The sequence below is a fragment of the Streptomyces sp. NPDC048825 genome (assembly GCF_043198355.1).
Classification (GTDB): Bacteria; Actinomycetota; Actinomycetes; order Streptomycetales; family Streptomycetaceae; genus Streptomyces; species Streptomyces xiangluensis.
In genome coordinates, this window is the sequence record NZ_JBICUR010000006.1 from 62,261 (window position 1) to 79,603 (window position 17,343).

Consider the following 17,343-nt stretch of genomic DNA (forward strand, 5'->3'; position numbering starts at 1 on the left):
ACTCCCCCCCACGGCTACGCACTCGAGTCACCGTATGCCTGGATTCACCGCGAGGAGACGAACCACAGATGCAGTTCCTCGTCCGCAGCAACTGGGCACAGACCATGGGCGACGCATTGAGCTGGCGCACCATCCGCGGGCGAATGACGGTCATCCTCGCCGTACCCACATGCATGCTGCTGGTGGTGGTCGGCCTGGCCGTCGATGACCGCCTCCAGGACTACCGGGACGCCCGCGACACCAGGGCGCAGATCGACGTGACGCTGCGCATTCAGGACCTGGTGCACAACCTGCAGGCGGAACACGTCTTCACCAACGGCCTGCTCGCCGGCGACAAGAGCTACCGCAACCGGCTCGACCGCAGCCGCGGCCAGGTCGACGCCTTCCGGCGTGAGGTGCGTGAGGAGCCGGTCGTGGCCGGGGCGATGAATCGCCTCGAACAGCTGGGCGCGATCCGCGACAGCGTGGACTCCGGCTCGGCCGACCGGACGAAGACCCACACCTACTACACCGGCGTGATCGGTGCGCTCAACGCCGCGGACCCAACTGCCGACAAGGCCACTCGCGGCGACCGGCGGTTGCGCGACGACCTGGCCGCCCTGCAGGCCCTCGCCGAGGCGAAGGAGGCCGGCAGCCAGGAAGGCAGCCTGCTCAGCGGCGTTCTGGCCGCGGGGTCCTTCCGGGGGACGAACTTCCTGGACTTCGTGGACAGACGCGCGACCCGCATTTCAGCCATGAGTCGCTTCTTCAAGCTCGCCACCCCAGCGCAGCGCGACGCCGTCATGAAGATGTTCTCCTCGCCGGTGACCCGGCGCCTCGACACCATCGAGAACGCGGCCCTGAAGGCTTCCGACGGCTCACGGATCCGTGTCGACGGGACGGGGTTCGCCGACGACATGCTCCGCGTCGACGCCACCGTCCACCAGGCACAGCGCCGGGTCGACTCCGACGTACAGGCCCGTGCCAAGACCCTCAGCGACGAGGCCACCGCGTCCTTGGCCGGCTACCTCGCCCTCGGCGCGCTGGTGCTCGCCGTCCTCATCGCCGCCGCGGTCATGGCCGGCCGCTCCATCACCAGGCCTCTCGACGCGCTCGCCCGCGAGGCCGACGACGTCGCTCAGCGCCGCCTGCCTCAAACAATGGTCCGAATCCAGGCCGGTGAACTCGTCCCCGCCGAGGACGAAAGGCAACCGCAGCGCAGCGCACAGGAGATCACCAGGGTCGTCGCGGCGCTGCACAACGTCGAGCACGCCGCGCTCGGACTCGCCGCCGAGCAAGCTGTCCTGCGCCGCAACACCGCCGAGTCCCTCACCAGCCTCGGCCGCCGCAACCAGGGACTCGTCCGCCGCCAGCTGGCCCTCATCACCGCCCTGGAACAGCAGGAGCTCGACCCCGAGGCGCTGGCCGAACTCTTCGAACTCGACCATCTCGCCACCCGTATGCGCCGGAACGCGGAGAGCTTGCTCGTCCTGGTGGACGAACGCACGCCCCAGATCCGAACCACGACGGCCAGCAGTCTGGAGCTGGTGCAGTCCGCCATCGGAGAGGTCGAGCAGTACCGACGGGTCGCCATAGCCCAGATCGAGCCCCGCCGGATCAGCGGCCGCGCCGTCGCCGAGCTTTCCCACCTGCTCGCAGAGCTCGTCGAGAACGCCCTCACGTTCTCCGCACCGGAGCAGCCCGTGGAGGTTCATGGCTGGGGCGACCGCGACGAGTTCAACATCGCCGTCGTCGACCACGGCGTCGGCATGTCCCCCGAGGACCTCGCCCGTGCCAACGCCCGCATCGCGGGGGAGGAGGCCTTCCTCGTCGCGCCCACCCGTTACCTCGGCCACTACGTCGTCGGCCGTCTCGCCCGCCGCCTCGGCGTCGAGGTCCTGCTCTCCGACACCCCGGGCGGCGGCGTGTCCGCTCTCGTCACTCTTCCCGCCCGGCTCCTCGCCCCCGACGACGACGCCGCCGCACCGCCGGACCGGCGGAAATACGTCTCCTCCATGCTCAACGGCTTCCGGGCGGGCGTCGCGCGCGCCGAGGCCAGATAGGAACACACCACCCGTGACTTCCGCACACCACAACCTCGGCTGGCTCGTCTCCGACTTCGCCCGCACCGCCGACGGCGTCAGCCACGCGGTCGCCGTCTCCTCCGACGGCCTGCTCATCGCCGCCTCCGACGGCCTCACCCGCGATCTGGCCGACCACCTGGCCGCCGTCGTGTCCGGCATCACCTCCCTCGCCCAGAACGCCGCGCAGGCGCACGGCTTCCGCGGCATGAAACTCGTCATGATCGAAATGCTCGACGGCTTCATGCTGGTCAACCACATGCGCGACGGCTCCTGCCTCGGCGTCCTCGCCGAGGAGGGTTGCGACGTCGGCCTCATCGGTTACGAGATGGCAGTCCTCGCCGACCGTGCGGGCGCGCTCCTCACGCCGCAACTCCACGGTGCAGTCCGGCAGGCGCCGCTCATGCGGTGAGTTCTCGTCACGCAGTCCCCGTCTGCTTCCGTCTGGTGCAGAAGCGACGCGACATGATGGTGGAAATCCGGCCAAGTCCCGGACAGAGCATGCCGGTTCCCCGTCCTCGTGCCTTCCCGCGCTACGCGGGGAACCGCGGAGCTCTTCACGTAGGACAGCCTCACGGTCGGTGAGGATCTGGTCGCACGTGCAGCCGTCCGCCTGGACAACGCCCGCCGATCCCGCCGCCAGCGCGGCATCACAGCCAGCGGTCAGCGCCGGGCACCCGCGCCGGTCTTCAGCGTGCGACCGAGCGCGTGCGCCTCGCGCAGCAGGAGCGCGCCGAGTTCAGGTCTGCGCTCGGCGCGGAACCTGGTCTCCACACCCGTCACGGTCAGCGCCCACGCGGGCTGCCCGGCATGGTCAAACACAGCCGCCGCCATGCCCCAGCTGCCTTCCACGACGAGTCCGGGGTTCACGGCGTAGCCGTCGATCCGGGTCTGCGCGATCCGCTCGCGCACCGCGTCCGGCGCATGTGCCGGCCCCCACCGGTCGACCAAGTCCCTGGATGCCAGATAGGTGTCGATCTCGGTGTCGTCAAGGAACGACAGCACCGCCAGGCCCGCCGAGACGACACCGAGGGGGAAGCGCGCGCCCTCGTACAGCACGAAGGAGCGGATCGGAAAGTCTCCGTCCTCACGCAGCAGGCACACCGTCTCGTCACCCCGCCGGGCTGAGAAGAACGCGCTCTCTCCCGTCAAAGCTGCGAGCCGGTGCACGCTCTCACGTGCATGGCGGGTGATGTCGTAGCGAATGCCGGCAACCCCGCCGAGCAGATACAGCTCGGGGCCGAGGAACCAACGCCCACTGCGTCGATCGCGGTCGACGAAGCCCTCCTCCGCCAACGAGGCAAGCAGTCGATGCACGGTCGGTCTCGGCAGGCTTGTCGCCCGCGCCAGCTCCGCGGTGCCCGCACCGGCCTCGTTGACCCCCGACAGCGCGCGAAGCAGTGCGCTGACCCTGCCGACGAGGTGAGCCGCCGGAGTCGAGTCCATGCCGCCATTGTACGTCCACTCAGTGGACGCCATGCGCGTCCTCGCTCAACCGGCAATCGGTTTTCCCCGTCAGAAGCGCTGCTTCTTGCATGTCAAGCGTGCATGAGAGTTGACTCTGCCGCTCAGACAGTGAACGCACTGGGTGGGAGGTGGGCGAGTTGATCAAACTGCGCGCGATCGCGGAAGAGGCCTTGGCCGGCGTGCTGATGGATGGGATGACGATCGCCGTCGGCGGGTTCGGTCTCTGTGGTGTCCCGTACGACCTCATCGAGGTCGTACGGGACAGCGGGGTCACGGGGCTGACGGTCGTGTCCAACAACATGGGGGTCGACGGCAAGGGTCTCGGCCTGCTGCTGGAGAACCGCCAGGTGGCCAAGGTGATCGCCTCCTACGTCGGCGAGAACAAGCTGTTCGCCCAGCAGTACCTGGACAAGGTTCTCGACGTGGAGTTCTCCCCGCAGGGCACGCTCTCCGAGCGCATGCGCGCCGGTGGGGCGGGCATTCCGGCCTTCTACACGAGGACCGGTGTGGGCACGCCCGTCGCCGAGGGCAAGCCGCACGCCGAGTTCGACGGACACGTCCATGTCCAGGAACGTGCGATCGTCGCCGACCTCGCACTCGTGCACGCCCACACCGCCGACCACGCGGGCAACCTGACGTACCGGGCCGCCGCACGCAACTTCAACCCCCTCGTAGCCACGTGTGGCCGGGTGACCGTCGCCGAGGCCGAGCACCTGTCTGAGGAGTTCATCAACCCCGAATCGGTCACCACCCCCGGCATCTACGTGAGCCGTCTGGTGGTCGCACGCAAGCGGACCAAGGAAATCGAGCAGCGTACGGTCCGCCCCCGCGTGACCGTCGAAGCGTAGGAGTGACGACCCGTGCCCCGGACACGTGACGAGATGGCCGCGATCGCGGCCGCCGAACTCGACGACGGCAACTATGTAAACCTTGGCATCGGCATTCCGACCCTCGTGGCCAACCACATCCCCGACGGCGTCCGGGTGACTTTGCAGAGCGAGAACGGCATCCTCGGTCTCGGCCCGTTCCCCTGGGAGGGAGAAGAGGACGCCGACGTCATCAACGCGGGCAAGCAGACGGTCACCGTCAACCCCGGTGCGAGTTACTTCGACTCCGCGACGTCCTTCGGCATGATCCGCGGTGGCCACATCGACATTGCCATCCTGGGTGCCCTGCAGGTGAGTGCCAAGGGCGACCTGGCGAACTGGACCATCCCCGGTGCCCTCGTGAAGGGCATGGGCGGCGCCATGGATCTCGTGGTCGGCGCCCGCCGGATCGTGGTGCTCACCGACCACGTCGCCAAGGACGGAAGCCCGAAGATCGTCGACGACTGCACGCTGCCGCTGACCGCTGCCGGCGTGGTCGACCGCATCATCACAGATCTCGCCACCATCGATGTGAGCCGGGATGGCCTGCTACTGAGGGCACTCGCTCCGGGTGTCACCGAGGAGGAGGTTCGGGCGAAGACCGGCGCCCCGCTGCAGCTGTCTGCAGCGGCAGCCGCAGGAATCGGGAGTACCTCAAGAGTGGCGTGATCACGGACGGCGCGGTCGAGGAAGACTGCGCACCACGGCCGTGAACCTCATTTGACGCTCGGCACCGTGCTACGTGATTCCGATGACGCACCCTATGAAGCGCAGATCTGCAAGAGGAGCCACCCGGCGGGATCACCGTCGAGCCGAATGACTCGGGACTCGGTCGCTCCCGCAGCGGCCTGACCAGCAAGCTGAACATGGCCACCAAGCTGCACCAGGCCGTCGAGCGGGTCGCCGGGTCACCAGGCCGCCGGGCGCCGGATCGCCTGGCCGGCGGTAGTGAATGTCATGGACGCGATCCGGGGTACGCGCCGCGGTCCGGCCATCGTGCCGTTCGCGTCGCCGTACTGGCTATGCACCGGCGCGGGCCAGCGTCTCCAGAGGGCCGACCAGGATCTCGGAGAAGGCGAGTTCGGCGGCTCCGACGAGCACCGCGTCGTCGCCGAGTTCCCCCACTCGCAGCCGCAGGTTCTCGCGGGAGGCCGTGAGGGCAAGGCGGTTGATACGGCTGCGGATCCGGGCGGCCGAGCCGAGGAACACCTCGCGGAGCGTCCCGCCGAAGATGACCGTGCGCGGGTTGAGCACATTGACCAGGTTGGCGACGCCGATGCCGAGCCAGTCGCCTACGTCGTGCAGGGCGGCGCGGGCGGTGATGTCGCCCCGGTCGGCCGCTTCGACGACGGCGCGTACGGCTTCCCGGCCGGTGGCCGACGGGTCGCGCTGCGCGGTCTCCAGCAGGGCGCGCTCCCCGGCCTCGGCTTCGAGGCAGCCGCGCGCCCCGCACCCACAGGGCCTGCCATCCCGCGGGTTGACGATCATGTGCCCTATCTCGCCGCCGTATCCGCAGTCGCCGCCCAGCAGTTGGCCACCGGTGATGACACCGCCGCCGATGCCGATGTCGCCATGCAGGTACACGAGGTCCTGGCAGCCGGTCCCGGCACCGCGCAGATGCTCCGCGAGCGCACCGAGACTGGCCTCGTTACCCACCGAGACGGGAAGGCCGAGGCCCAGCCGGCGCATGAGGTCGTCGCCGAACTCCTCGTCCTCCCATCCGAGGTAGGGGGCGGCGCGGACGAGGCCGTCGGGTCGGCGCACCATCCCGCGGACGGCGGCGGCCACGCCGACGCAGTAGGTGCCGTGCCGTGCTGTGCTCACCATTTCCAGCGCGGAGCCGGCGAGGACCTCGGCCACCTTGCCGGCGTCGCGACGGCCGGGAAGCATGGGGATCTCCCTGTGGTCGAGGAAGACCCCGCCCAGGCCGATGCGCGCGGCGGCCAGCCGGTCCACGCCCACGTCGAAGGCGAGGACGTACACGCGGTCGGACTCGGGCCGTACGACCAGGGACGGCCGGCCGGCCCTGCCGGTCTCACGGGGCAGTTCCTCACGGACCAGGCCGGCCGAGCCCAGCTCGCTCACCAGACCCAGGATGGTGCTGCGGTTGAGTCCCATGCGCTCGGCCAGGACGGCCCGCGACATGGATCCGCCGATGTGCACATGACGGAGCAGGGTGCCGAGGTTGTGCCGGCGAATCTCCTCCTGCGAGGGACCGGCTTTCATGGAGTCCCAGACCTCATCGTTGTACGGCCCGGCGACGGGACAGCGCATCCACGCCTGCGGCCACCAGCAGAACCGAACCCGTGACAGCGTACTTGACCCCTGAGCTGTACCCCATCAGGCCCATGCCGTTCTGGATGACCGCGACCACCATGCCGCCCAGCACGGCGTCAACGACCCTGCCCCGCCCGCCGAACAGGCTCGTCCCGCCGATCACGGCGGCGCCGACCGCCAGCAGCAGCACGTTGCTGCCACCGGTGTTGGGGTCGACCGAGTTGCCCCGGGACGCGGCGATGATGCCGCCGACCGCGGCCAGGGACGAGCAGATGACGAACGCGGAGACCCGGATGGCTGCCACGTTGATGCCGGCCCGGCGGGCCGCCTCGGCGTTACCGCCCACCGCGTAGATGTGCAGGCCGAACGAGGTGCGCTGGAGCAGGAACGTACCGGCGACGAGCAGGACGGCGATGACCGGCACCACGATGGGCACGCCCTTGAGCGAGTCGACTATGACGTTGCGGCTGCGCTCCTGGTTGAGCAGGTGGACGGCGATCGCACCGAGCACCGCCATGCCGCCGATCCTGACTGCGAGCAGGGTGAGTGGAGCGGGGGCGAGCCCGCGCCGCCGGCGATTGCGGTTCTTCCGGAGCTGGATCGCCGCGTACGCCCCGACACTGACGGAGAGCAGTACCCAACCCAGCGCGGGGGAGAGGTTGTTGTTGGCGACGGCCAGGATCGTCTGGTCCCGGATGGAGATGTTGGTGCCTTCCTTCAGCAGCATCAGCACGATGCCCTGGAACCCGAGGAAGGCGGCCAGGGTGACCACGAAGGAGGGAATGCCGACCTTCGCCACCAGCAGGCCGAGCAGCAGGCCGATGACCGTGCCGCTGAGGATCGCCGCGCCGGCCGCGCCGTACCAGGGCCATCCGTGGTCGGTGAGCAGGATGGCCAGGACGGCGGCGCAGACCCCGCTGGCGTACCCCGCGGACAGGTCGATCTCGCCGAGGAGGAGGACGAAGACCAGGCCCATGGCGATGGCGATGCTGCCCGCGCCCTGGGTCAGCAGGTTGGCGAAGTTCAGCTCGGACAGGAAGACCGGGCGCAGGGCGGCGAAGAACACGCACAGGACGATCAGGCCGAGTACGGCGGGGAGGGCGCCCAACTCGCCGCCCCGTACCCGCTCGACGTAGTTCCGGGCGACCGAGCGCAGACTCGCGGCCCCGGCCGCTCCGTTCTTCTTCGACGTCCCGGGACTGCGCGGCAGCTCCGGCTTCTCGGGGGCGACTGCGGCGGTCATGCGGTGGCTCCGTTGCTGTGGGCGAGGCCGAGGTCCCCGCTGCGGCCTGAGGTGATGAGTTCGACGACCTGGGAGTACGTCACGTCCGACGTGCTGACCTGGGCGGCCGTCCGGCCCAGGTAGAGGGCGGCGATCCGGTCGGACACCGCGAAGACGTCGTTCATGTTGTGCGAGATCAGGACCACGGCGAGACCGTTGTCGGCCAGCCGCCGGACCAGTTCGAGAACCTGTGCCGTCTGGGCGACACCGAGCGCGGCGGTCGGCTCGTCCAGGATGACGACCTTGCTGTTCCACAGCACGGCCTTGGCGATGGCCACGGTCTGCCGCTGGCCGCCGGAGAGACTGGAGACCTGCTGGCGGATGGACTTGACGGTGCGGACCGACAGCCCTTCGAGGGTCTGGGCGGCCATCTCCTCCATCGTCGCGTCGTCCAGGACGAGTCCCCGGCGCTTCTCGCGGCCGAGGAACATGTTCTGCACGATGTCGAGGTTGTCGCAGAGCGCCAGGTCCTGGTACACGATCTCGACGCCCATGGCCGCCGCCTCACGCGGGCTGTGCACCTGGACCTGCTCACCTTCGAACCAGTACTCGCCGCCGTCGATCGGGTGGATCCCGCCGATGCACTTGACCAGGGTGGACTTGCCCGCGCCGTTGTCTCCGACGAGGGCGGTCACCTCCCCAGGGTGGACGTCGAAGGACACGTCGTGCAGTACCTGCACGGCGCCGAAGCTCTTGTCGATCCCGCGCAGTCGAAGGATCGGGGTCGCTGTCATGGAAGACGGCTCCTTAACGGTCGTGAGGTCGCGGGTCCCGGGGAGGTGGGAGCCCCGGGGCCCGCGGTCGGGCCGACCGGACCAGGGGCAAAGGTCCGGTCGGCCGGTCAGGGCTACTTGATGCCGGCCTTGGCGCACAGGGCGGCGTACTTGCCCGTGCACAGCTCTTCCTTGGTGACGAAGCCGTCGTCCACGACGTCCTTGACGTTGTCCTTGTAGATGGCCACAGGCGTCTCCAGCACGGACGGGACCTTGCGCTTGCCCTCGGGGTCCTCGACGGTCGCGTTCGTCTCGCCCTTCTCGCCCTTGGCGAGGGAGATGGCGAGCCTGGCCGTGGCGTCGGCCTCCTTCTTGACCGCCTTGTAGACGGTCATGCACTGGTCGCCCGCGAGGATGTTCTGCAGGCCCTGCACGGTGGCGTCCTGGCCGGTGACCGGGACCTCGCCGTTGCGGTTCTGCTTGCGCAGGACGGCGATGGCCGCGTTGCCGAGACCGTCGTTGGCGGCGAGCACACCGCCGATCTTGGGCTCGCTGGTGAGCATCTGCTCGAAGATGGTGCCGGCCTGGGCGTTGTCCCAGTCCGGGACGGACTGGTCCGGGCCCTTCACGTAGTCGCCCGACTTGTACTGCGGGTCGAGTACGCCGTTGTAGCCCTCGGCGAAGAGAGTGGCGTTGTTGTCTGTCGGGGAGCCGTTGAGCGTGGCGACGATGGGCTTCTTGGCCTTCATGTCGCTCAGGCACTTGCTGAGGCCCTCGCCCTGCAGCTTGCCGACTGCGGTGTTGTCGAAGCTCACGTAGTACTGGGCGGAGCCGCCGAGGGTGAGCCGGTCGTAGTCGATCGTGGCGACGCCCTGCCCCTTGGCCTTGTCCAGAACCGCCTTACCCGTGCCGCTGTCCAGGTTCACGATCACCAGGACGTTCACGCCGCTGGTGATCATCTGGTCCGCGATGGTCTGGAACTCCTGCTTGTCGCCCTGCGCGTTCTGGATGTCGTACTCGACGCCCGCCGCCTTGAACGCCTCGGAGAGGTACTTGCGGTCCGCGGTCTCCCAGCGGGCAGAGGACTTGCTGTCCGGGAGGATCACACCGATCTTCGGCTTGGCGTCGGAGCCGGAGCCGGAGCCGGAGTCACTGTCGCTCGACGAGGAGCCGCCACAGGCGGTGAGCGAGCTGACCAGCGTCACCGAGGCGGCTGTGAGGAGGAGTCCCTTGCGCATGGGCAGGGTCCTTTCTGGTGTTACGGCCGGACGACCGGACGTACGAGGGTGGTGAGAAGGAAGGCGAGAAGCGCGCTCTCGGGGGAATTGCCGGGTGTCGGGTGATCCGCCCGGCTGAATGTTGTGAGCGGGAACTTACGGCGCTCCGGAACCCGTGCGCCAGAGTGCGGGAGGTGCTATTTGTCATCCGCCATAACAATTAGGTGACGCTGTCGAAATACGGCGGCCTCACTGCCTCCTGTGCGCCATGAACCCGGAGAGGGCATGGGGCCGTGCGATGGCCGGTCGTGCTGTGGCCCGTAGGGCCGCGTGGCGCGGAGTGTCCGCGCCGATGGTGCTTCCACGGTCGTGACCGCATCCGTGCCCGCGCGCGTTGGTGTGCCCGTGTGCATCACGACCGGGCCGGAGCTGGGCCGGTACCGGGAGCCGGACGGCGGGAGCTCTGTGGAGTGATCCACCTTGCGGGCTGGGGTGGCTCTGACCTTCGGCCTATTGGGGTGTCTACGCACGAACAGATCGCGCACCCTGCCGTAGAGCAGCGGAAGTTGCCGAAGTTGATCGTCCCCCTTCCCTGTCCGCAGGTTCGCCGAGTCGGCCCCACTGGTGGGGCCGCGTTGGTGATTAAGGGCGATATGTCCTTGATGGTGACTTATGTGGCCTTTAGTGTTCGCCGGGAGGGAAACGCTGCGAGGTCCGAGTCCCGTACCACCGTCCGGAAGCGAGGTGTGGAGCGCGTGCACGCGAGGTGCGGCTGCCGGCCCGTTTCGGGTCAGAAGGGACGTCCCAGAGGGACGCGATGGCTGCGGGCGTTCGCTGTACTGCCGTTGCTGGCGTCGGCGCTCGCCGCTTGTGGCAGTGACGAGGGCTCCGACAGACCCATCCTCAACTGGTACAACTTCCCCGACGACTCCGGTGCGCTGCAGAAGGCGGCCGACCGGTGCAGCCAGGCATCGGGCGGCCGCTACACGATCAGCTACAACAAGCTTCCGCGTGCCGCGGACGGTCAGCGCCAGCAGCTCGTACGCAGACTCGCTGCCGAGGACGACTCGCTCGACATCCTGGGCCTGGACGTCACCTGGGCGGCGGAGTTCGCCGAGGCGCGCTGGATCCGGGAATGGACGGGGGCGGCGAAGCAGCAGGCTGTCGAGGGCACGCTGCGCGTACCGCTGCAGACCTCGACCTGGAAGGGCAAGCTGTACGCAGTCCCGTACAACACCAACACCCAACTGCTGTGGTATCGCAAGGACCTGGTGCCCACCCCACCCAGGACCTGGGCCGAGATGCTGGACATGGCCGGAGCCCTCGCCCGGCAGGGCAAACCGCACTTCGTGGAGATCCAGGGTGCCCAGTACGAGGGCCTGACCGTCTGGTTCAACACGCTGATCAACAGTGCGGGCGGTTCCATCCTCAACGCGAGCGCGACCGAGCCCTCCCTCGGTGCTCCTGCCGCGCGGGCCGCCGGGATCATGCGTGATCTGGCGAAGTCCCCGGCCGCGGACCCCTCCCTGCCCAACCAGATGGAGGACCAGAACCGCCTCGCCATGGAGTCGGGGGTGGCGGCATTCGAGCTCAACTACCCGTTCGTCTATCCGTCGATGAAGGCGAACAACCCCGCACTGTTCAAGAACTTCCGCTGGGCGCCGTACCCCCGGGTCGACGCGAACCGCCCGGCACGGCCCACCATCGGCGGCATCGATCTGGCGGTGAGCGCCTACTCGCGCCACCCCGACCTGGCCTTCGAGGCGGCGCTGTGCCTGCGCAACCGGGAGAACCAGCTCACCGCCGCCCTCGAAGGCGGCCTGCCGCCCACCCTGCGAGCCCTCTACGACGAGCCCGCGTTCATGAAGGAGTACCCCTTCTCCAGGGAAGTGCTGGCCGCCCTGGAATCGGCGAGCGTGCGCCCGCTCACTCCGGCCTACCAGAACGTGTCGATCGCGGTCTCCCACACGCTGTCTCCGCCGTCCGGGATCACACCGGAGAGCTCGGTCGACACCATCAGGGAACAGATCGACGATGCCCTGCGATCCGAGGGTGTGATCCCGTGAACCACCTCCTCCCGCACCACTTCGTCAGCCGGCGCCGCGGTGCGCGGGCCTCGTCCTCGGACGGCCCGAGATGAGCACGCGGGCGCAACCGGCCGGAGCTCCGCCGCCCCCCGAGGCGGAGACGCAGCAGGCAGGGCCGGACCGGGCGGCACTCTCGGCGGGCGCCAGGCAGGAGCGGCGGCTCGGCTGGCTGCTCTGCGCGCCCGCCGTCGTCGTCATGATCGCCGTGACCGCCTACCCCATCGGGTACGCCGTCTATCTGTCCCTCCAGCGGTACGACCTGCGCTTCCCCGGACGGGCGGAGTTCGTGGGCCTGAGCAACTACGGGGCGGTGCTGTCCTCCCCGTTCTGGTGGGACGCCTTCTGGGTCACGCTGTTCATCACCGCCGTGTCCGTGGCGATCGAACTGGTCCTCGGCATGGGGCTCGCCCTGGTGATGCACCGCACGATCTTCTGGCGCGGCACCGTACGCACCTCAGTCCTCGTCCCGTACGGGATCGTCACCGTCGTCGCCGCCTTCTCCTGGCAGTACGCCTGGACCCCGGAGCTCGGCTACCTCGCCGAGCTGTTGCCCAGCGGAGAGGCCCCCCTGACCGAGCAATGGCCCGCCCTGTGGCTGATCATCCTCGCCGAGGTGTGGAAGACGACGCCGTTCATGGCCCTGCTGCTGCTCGCGGGCCTCGCGCTGGTGCCCGAGGAGACCCTGAAGGCGGCCATGGTGGACGGTGCCACCGCCTGGCAGCGCTTCACCAAGATCATGCTGCCGCTGATGAAACCGGCCATCCTGGTGGCACTGCTCTTCCGCACCCTGGACGCGTTCCGGATCTTCGACAACATCTACATCCTGACCGCCGGCGCCCAGGACACGGGCTCCTTGTCGATCCTCGGCTACGACAACCTGTTCACCGCGCTGAACCTGGGCATCGGGTCGGCGATCTCGGTGCTGATCTTCATCTGCGTCGCGATCATCGCCTTCACCTTCGTCAAACTGTTCGGCGCCGCCGCACCGGGCGCGGAGGTGAAGCGCTGATGGCCGCAGTAGGAAAGACACATGCCGCCCGATGGGGCGTCATGAACGTGGTGGTGGTGCTGTACGCCCTGTTCCCGGTGTGGTGGATCGCCGCGCTGTCGTTCAAGGATCCCAGCACCCTCACGGACGGCAACTACATCCCCAGGGACTGGACCCTGGAGAACTACCGGGGCATCTTCGACACCTCCGAGTTCACCCGCGCACTGATCAACTCGATCGGTATCGCCCTGATCGCCACGGTGATCGCGGTCGCGCTGGGCACCATGGCCGCCTACGCGGTGGCCAGGCTGCGCTTCCCCGGCAAGAGGGTGCTCATCGGCATGTCACTGCTGATCGCCATGTTCCCCCCGATCTCCCTGGTGTCACCGCTGTTCAACATCGAGCGGATCATCGGGATCTTCGACACCTGGGTCGGGCTGATCATCCCGTACATGACCTTCTCCCTGCCGCTGGCGATCTACACCCTGTCGGCGTTCTTCCGGGAGATCCCCTGGGATCTGGAGAAGGCCGCCAAGGTCGACGGGGCGACCCCCGCACAGGCCTTCCGGATGGTCATCGTGCCGCTGGCCGCACCGGGCGTGTTCACCACCGCCATTCTCGTGTTCATCTTCTGCTGGAACGACTTCCTGTTCGCGATCTCGCTGACGTCCACCGAGTCCGCGCGCACCGTGCCCGCCGCGATCGCGTTCTTCACCGGGAGCTCGCAGTTCCAGCAGCCCACCGGGTCGATCGCCGCCGCCGCTGTGGTCATCACCATCCCGATCATCGTTTTCGTCCTGTTCTTCCAGCGGCGGATCGTCGCCGGACTGACCTCCGGGGCAGTCAAGGGATGAACGGGCCGACCCGGAAGGCATGAAGGCAAGGAGGCACCACCCATGGCCGAGATCATCCTTGAGGGAGTCACCAAGCGTTTTCCCGACGGGGCCCTCGCCGTGAAGGACGTGGACCTCGACATCGCCGACGGCGAGTTCGTGATCCTGGTCGGTCCGTCCGGATGCGGCAAGTCCACCACCCTGAACATGATCGCCGGACTTGAGGACATCACAGAGGGCACCCTGCGCATCGGAGACCGAGTCGTCAACGACCTCGCTCCCAAGCAACGCGACGTCGCCATGGTGTTCCAGAGCTACGCCCTGTACCCGCACATGAACGTCCGGGAGAACATGGGGTTCCCGCTGCGCCTGGCCAAGGTGGACAAGGCCACCGTCAACGCCAAGGTGGAGCAAGCCGCCCAGATCCTCGACCTCACCGAGCACCTGGACCGCAAGCCCGCCAACCTCTCGGGCGGCCAGCGTCAGCGGGTGGCCATGGGGCGGGCGATCGTCCGTGACCCCAAGGCGTTCCTGATGGACGAGCCGTTGTCCAACCTGGACGCCAAACTCCGGGTACAGATGCGCACTCAGATCTCCCGGCTGCAGCGGAGTCTCGGCACGACCACCGTGTACGTCACCCACGACCAGACCGAGGCGATGACGCTCGGCGACCGGGTCGTGGTCATGCGGCAGGGTCTGGTCCAGCAGATCGGCGCACCCGCCGAGCTGTACGACTCCCCGCGCAACATCTTCGTCGCGGGCTTCATCGGCTCCCCGGCGATGAACTTCCTGAACGCCACCCTGGAGGCCGGCGTCCTGCGCTCTCCCGTAGGCGATCTGCCCCTCGACGACCGTATGAGGCAGGCACTGGAACGGCAGAACGCGCCCCGCGAGGTCATCATCGGGCTGCGACCGGAGGCATTCGAGGACGCTGCCCTGGCGCACGACCGGGACCGGACGGGCCCGGCCTTCACCGCCACCGTGGAGGTACTGGAGTCACTGGGCTCCGATGTGTACGTCTACTTCACATCGGAGGGCGGGCCCGCGACGACAACTGAACTGGAGGAGCTCGCCACGGACTCGGGGCTGCGTGACACCGGCGCCCAGGCCGCCCAGCAAATCGTGGCCCGCCTGGACGCCGCCACGCGTGCCCGCGAGGGCGAACCGGTAGAGCTGCAGGTCGCCATGGCCAAGGCTCACGTGTTCGACCCGGCGACCGGAGCGAACCTTACGCATCCAGTGAGGGCGGACTGACGACGCACGAACGACGACAGCAGTGATCACCTGACGCCTCTTCGGCATCGCCCGACCCTGCCCGCGAGGTCATGCCGATGTCCTGAGACACCCCATTCCGACGCCCTGAGCGACCACATTGTCGTCCCGCCAGCGCGAAGGGTCTTCGCAGGCGAGAGCCTGTGGGGACCCTTTTGCGCACGGGCTGGCCGAGAAAAATGCCTGGACGCCGCGTACGCCGTCGCGGGACACTCCCTTCCCGGTCCGCTCTATTCGTACAGTGACGTTGGCGCCACTCTTTGTGTCCTTCCTCTCGGAGGACTCCCGAGCGGATGCACTCGCGCGAACCGATGCCGTGCGCGGGCGAAGACCACGGCACCTGCCCGCTGGAAAGCACCTGGCGGGCTGCCGTACGACAACACAGGATGGGGATGGAATCGCCTGCATCGCGCGAGGTCCCGCCGGGCAAGGGCCCGGTGCTCCTCGCGCTTCGTCATTACGGACGGGAACTGGCCCGGCTCCGGCGGCTGACGGTGCCGGGCATGCTGCTGCCCGCACTGGGCAACATCGGCCTCTACTACATCGCGCCGCTGGTCGTCGCGAAGCTCGTCGGCCGTATCGCCGACGACGCCGGCAGCACCGTCGGCTCGGCGCTGCCCTACGTCCTCGGTTTCGCCGGAGTCATGCTGCTCGCGGAGGCGCTGTGGCGCATCGGCCTGCACTGCCTGAACCGGCTCGACGCCCTCGGCATCGAGCACCTGTACATCGTCGGCATGGACGAGCTGTTCGCCAAGGACGCCGCCTTCTTCCACGACAACTTCGCCGGGTCGCTGACCAAGCGGGTGCTGAGCTTCGCCTCCCGCTTCGAGCAGTTCGTCGACACGCTGACGTTCAACGTCGTGGCCAACTTCGTGCCGCTGCTGTTCGGGGCGGTGGTCCTGTGGCGCTACGAACCGCTCCTCGTCGTCGGGCTGTTGGTGATGATCGCGGTGACGGCGCTGTGCGTGGCGCCCCTCATCCGGCGCCGCCAGGTGCTCGTCGGTCAGCGCGAGGCGGCGATCGCCCGGGTGTCGGGTCACGTCGCCGACAGCCTGATGAACATGGACACGGTCCGGGCGTTCGCCGCTGAGGAACGTGAGGCCGCGGAACACCGCTCCCGCGTCGCGGAGTCACGGCGGCTCTCACTGTTGTCGTGGGACTACGGCAACCTGCGCATCGACACGCTGGTCGCGCCCTTGTCCGTGCTGACCAACGTGCTGGGCCTGCTGCTCGCGGTCACGCTCGGCGGGGGTGGAAACGGCGTGGAGGCGGTCGTGGTCGCCTTCACGTACTACACCAACGCGACCCGGATCATGTTCGAGTTCAACCAGATCTACCGGCGGCTGGAAAGCTCGATGACGGAGGCCGCGCAGTTCACCGAACTGCTGCTGACCCCGCCGACCGTACTCGACCCCGTCTCGCCGGAGCCGCTGCTGCCCGGCGGCGCCGACGTCTGCTTCGACAAGGTGACGTTCGCGCACGCGGGAGCGGAGACGCTCTTCAAGGGCCTCCACCTGACCGTGCCCAGCGGGACGAAGATCGGTCTCGTCGGCCGGTCCGGCGGAGGCAAGACCACACTCTCCCGGCTGCTGCTGCGGATGACGGACATCGACGCCGGCCGGATCCTGATCGGGGGTCAGGACATCAGCAGGCTGCGCCAGGCCGACCTGCGCAGCCTGATCGCCTATGTGCCGCAGGACCCGGCGATGTTCCACCGCACGCTGCGGGACAACATCGCGTTCGCCCGGCCGGACGCCACCGACGCCGAGATCCGCCGCGCCGCCGAGGCCGCGCACGTCACCGAGTTCGCCGACGTGCTGCCGCACGGCTTCGACACCATGGTGGGCGAGCGTGGCATCAAGCTGTCCGGCGGACAGCGCCAACGGGTCGCCCTCGCCAGGGCGATCCTGCGCGACGCGCCGATCCTGCTGCTCGACGAGGCGACCAGCGCGCTGGACTCCGAGAGCGAACTCCTCGTCCAGGAAGCGCTGTGGCGGCTCATGGAGGGGCGCACGGCGCTCGTGGTGGCGCACCGGCTGAGCACCGTCGCGGGCATGGACCAGCTCGTCGTCCTGGACCGCGGACGGATCGTCGAGCAGGGAACGCACGAGGAACTCCTCGCGTCGGACGGCGCCTACGCGAAGCTGTGGCAGCACCAGTCGGGCGGCTTCCTCGACGACAGCCCCGCCCGGGCCGACCTGCTGTGAACACGAGCCAGGGGGCTGGCCGAGGGCGAACAGCCGTCCGCCGTCAGCCCTCCAGGTGCCGAGGAGGACGGTCT

The 17,343-nt window shown here is 68.5% G+C and carries 14 protein-coding genes; 9 read left to right on the forward strand and 5 right to left on the reverse strand.

The features are described 5' to 3' along the window. Positions 1–68: 68 nt before the first annotated feature. Together ACGFNK_RS16620 and ACGFNK_RS16625 are read left to right on the forward strand one after the other, a co-directional pair. Positions 69–2,042: a nitrate- and nitrite sensing domain-containing protein gene (locus ACGFNK_RS16620; RefSeq protein ID WP_393416415.1), complete on the forward strand. Its 1,974-nt coding sequence runs from the start codon at positions 69–71 to the stop codon at positions 2,040–2,042. A gap of 13 nt (positions 2,043–2,055) precedes the next feature. Continuing rightward, positions 2,056–2,472, forward strand: coding sequence for a roadblock/LC7 domain-containing protein (locus ACGFNK_RS16625; protein WP_393416417.1), 417 nt, complete (start codon positions 2,056–2,058; stop codon positions 2,470–2,472). Between the two features lie 251 nt (positions 2,473–2,723). Here ACGFNK_RS16625 and ACGFNK_RS16630 read toward each other — a convergent pair whose 3' ends face one another. Continuing rightward, a complete protein-coding gene (locus ACGFNK_RS16630; RefSeq protein WP_393416419.1) occupies positions 2,724–3,506 on the reverse strand; it encodes an IclR family transcriptional regulator in 783 nt (260 codons plus the stop codon). 158 nt (positions 3,507–3,664) lie between these two features. Between ACGFNK_RS16630 and ACGFNK_RS16635 the strand changes: the two genes are divergently transcribed. Together ACGFNK_RS16635 and ACGFNK_RS16640 are read left to right on the forward strand one after the other, a co-directional pair. Continuing rightward, positions 3,665–4,375, forward strand: coding sequence for a CoA transferase subunit A (locus tag ACGFNK_RS16635; RefSeq protein ID WP_393416421.1), 711 nt, complete (start codon positions 3,665–3,667; stop codon positions 4,373–4,375). A gap of 33 nt (positions 4,376–4,408) precedes the next feature. Then, positions 4,409–5,062, forward strand: coding sequence for a 3-oxoacid CoA-transferase subunit B (locus ACGFNK_RS16640; RefSeq protein ID WP_393416982.1), 654 nt, complete (start codon positions 4,409–4,411; stop codon positions 5,060–5,062). Positions 5,063–5,413: 351 nt separating this feature from the next. Here ACGFNK_RS16640 and ACGFNK_RS16645 read toward each other — a convergent pair whose 3' ends face one another. The 4 genes from ACGFNK_RS16645 to ACGFNK_RS16660 form a co-directional block, all read right to left on the reverse strand. After that, positions 5,414–6,619 carry an ROK family protein gene (locus ACGFNK_RS16645; protein WP_393416423.1) on the reverse strand — a complete coding sequence of 402 codons (1,206 nt, stop codon included), beginning with the start codon at positions 6,617–6,619 and terminating at the stop codon, positions 5,414–5,416. A gap of 13 nt (positions 6,620–6,632) precedes the next feature. Then, on the reverse strand, positions 6,633–7,913 hold the full coding sequence (locus ACGFNK_RS16650) for a sugar ABC transporter permease (protein WP_393416425.1): 1,281 nt from the start codon (positions 7,911–7,913) through the stop codon (positions 6,633–6,635). Beyond that, positions 7,910–8,686: an ATP-binding cassette domain-containing protein gene (locus ACGFNK_RS16655; RefSeq protein WP_386336037.1), complete on the reverse strand. Its 777-nt coding sequence runs from the start codon at positions 8,684–8,686 to the stop codon at positions 7,910–7,912. Before ACGFNK_RS16655 ends, ACGFNK_RS16650 begins: the two co-directional genes overlap by 4 nt. 113 nt (positions 8,687–8,799) lie before the next feature. Then, positions 8,800–9,903 (reverse strand): sugar ABC transporter substrate-binding protein, encoded by a 1,104-nt coding sequence (locus tag ACGFNK_RS16660; RefSeq protein WP_393416428.1) that lies wholly within the window; start codon positions 9,901–9,903, stop codon positions 8,800–8,802. Between the two features lie 824 nt (positions 9,904–10,727). Between ACGFNK_RS16660 and ACGFNK_RS16665 the strand changes: the two genes are divergently transcribed. The 5 genes from ACGFNK_RS16665 (at position 10,728) to ACGFNK_RS16685 (ending at position 17,269) form a co-directional block, all read left to right on the forward strand. Continuing rightward, positions 10,728–11,948, forward strand: a complete 1,221-nt coding sequence (locus tag ACGFNK_RS16665) for an ABC transporter substrate-binding protein (protein ID WP_386336034.1) — start codon at positions 10,728–10,730, stop codon at positions 11,946–11,948. Between the two features lie 70 nt (positions 11,949–12,018). After that, a complete protein-coding gene (locus ACGFNK_RS16670; RefSeq protein ID WP_328766685.1) occupies positions 12,019–12,978 on the forward strand; it encodes a sugar ABC transporter permease in 960 nt (319 codons plus the stop codon). Further along, on the forward strand, positions 12,978–13,811 hold the full coding sequence (locus ACGFNK_RS16675) for a carbohydrate ABC transporter permease (protein ID WP_393416431.1): 834 nt from the start codon (positions 12,978–12,980) through the stop codon (positions 13,809–13,811). The genes ACGFNK_RS16670 and ACGFNK_RS16675 overlap by 1 nt, the downstream gene beginning before the upstream one ends. A 42-nt stretch (positions 13,812–13,853) precedes the next feature. Next, the gene (locus ACGFNK_RS16680) at positions 13,854–15,044 is read left to right on the forward strand and encodes an ABC transporter ATP-binding protein (RefSeq protein WP_393416433.1); all 1,191 of its coding nucleotides are present in this window, start codon (positions 13,854–13,856) and stop codon (positions 15,042–15,044) included. Positions 15,045–15,454: 410 nt separating this feature from the next. Continuing rightward, complete coding sequence (locus ACGFNK_RS16685; RefSeq protein ID WP_393416435.1) at positions 15,455–17,269, forward strand: ABC transporter ATP-binding protein; 1,815 nt, start codon at positions 15,455–15,457, stop codon at positions 17,267–17,269. Positions 17,270–17,343: the final 74 nt, after the last annotated feature.

Coding starts and splice junctions, on each gene's coding strand:
- ACGFNK_RS16680 (WP_393416433.1), top strand. CDS start 13,854: ATGGCCGAGATCATCCTTGAGGGAGTCACCAAGCGTTTTCCCGACGGG.
- ACGFNK_RS16655 (WP_386336037.1), bottom strand. CDS start 8,686: ATGACAGCGACCCCGATCCTTCGACTGCGCGGGATCGACAAGAGCTTC.
- ACGFNK_RS16650 (WP_393416425.1), bottom strand. CDS start 7,913: ATGACCGCCGCAGTCGCCCCCGAGAAGCCGGAGCTGCCGCGCAGTCCC.
- ACGFNK_RS16645 (WP_393416423.1), bottom strand. CDS start 6,619: ATGAAAGCCGGTCCCTCGCAGGAGGAGATTCGCCGGCACAACCTCGGC.
- ACGFNK_RS16630 (WP_393416419.1), bottom strand. CDS start 3,506: ATGGACTCGACTCCGGCGGCTCACCTCGTCGGCAGGGTCAGCGCACTG.
- ACGFNK_RS16620 (WP_393416415.1), top strand. CDS start 69: ATGCAGTTCCTCGTCCGCAGCAACTGGGCACAGACCATGGGCGACGCA.
- ACGFNK_RS16640 (WP_393416982.1), top strand. CDS start 4,409: ATGGCCGCGATCGCGGCCGCCGAACTCGACGACGGCAACTATGTAAAC.
- ACGFNK_RS16660 (WP_393416428.1), bottom strand. CDS start 9,903: ATGCGCAAGGGACTCCTCCTCACAGCCGCCTCGGTGACGCTGGTCAGC.
- ACGFNK_RS16685 (WP_393416435.1), top strand. CDS start 15,455: ATGGAATCGCCTGCATCGCGCGAGGTCCCGCCGGGCAAGGGCCCGGTG.
- ACGFNK_RS16675 (WP_393416431.1), top strand. CDS start 12,978: ATGGCCGCAGTAGGAAAGACACATGCCGCCCGATGGGGCGTCATGAAC.
- ACGFNK_RS16670 (WP_328766685.1), top strand. CDS start 12,019: ATGAGCACGCGGGCGCAACCGGCCGGAGCTCCGCCGCCCCCCGAGGCG.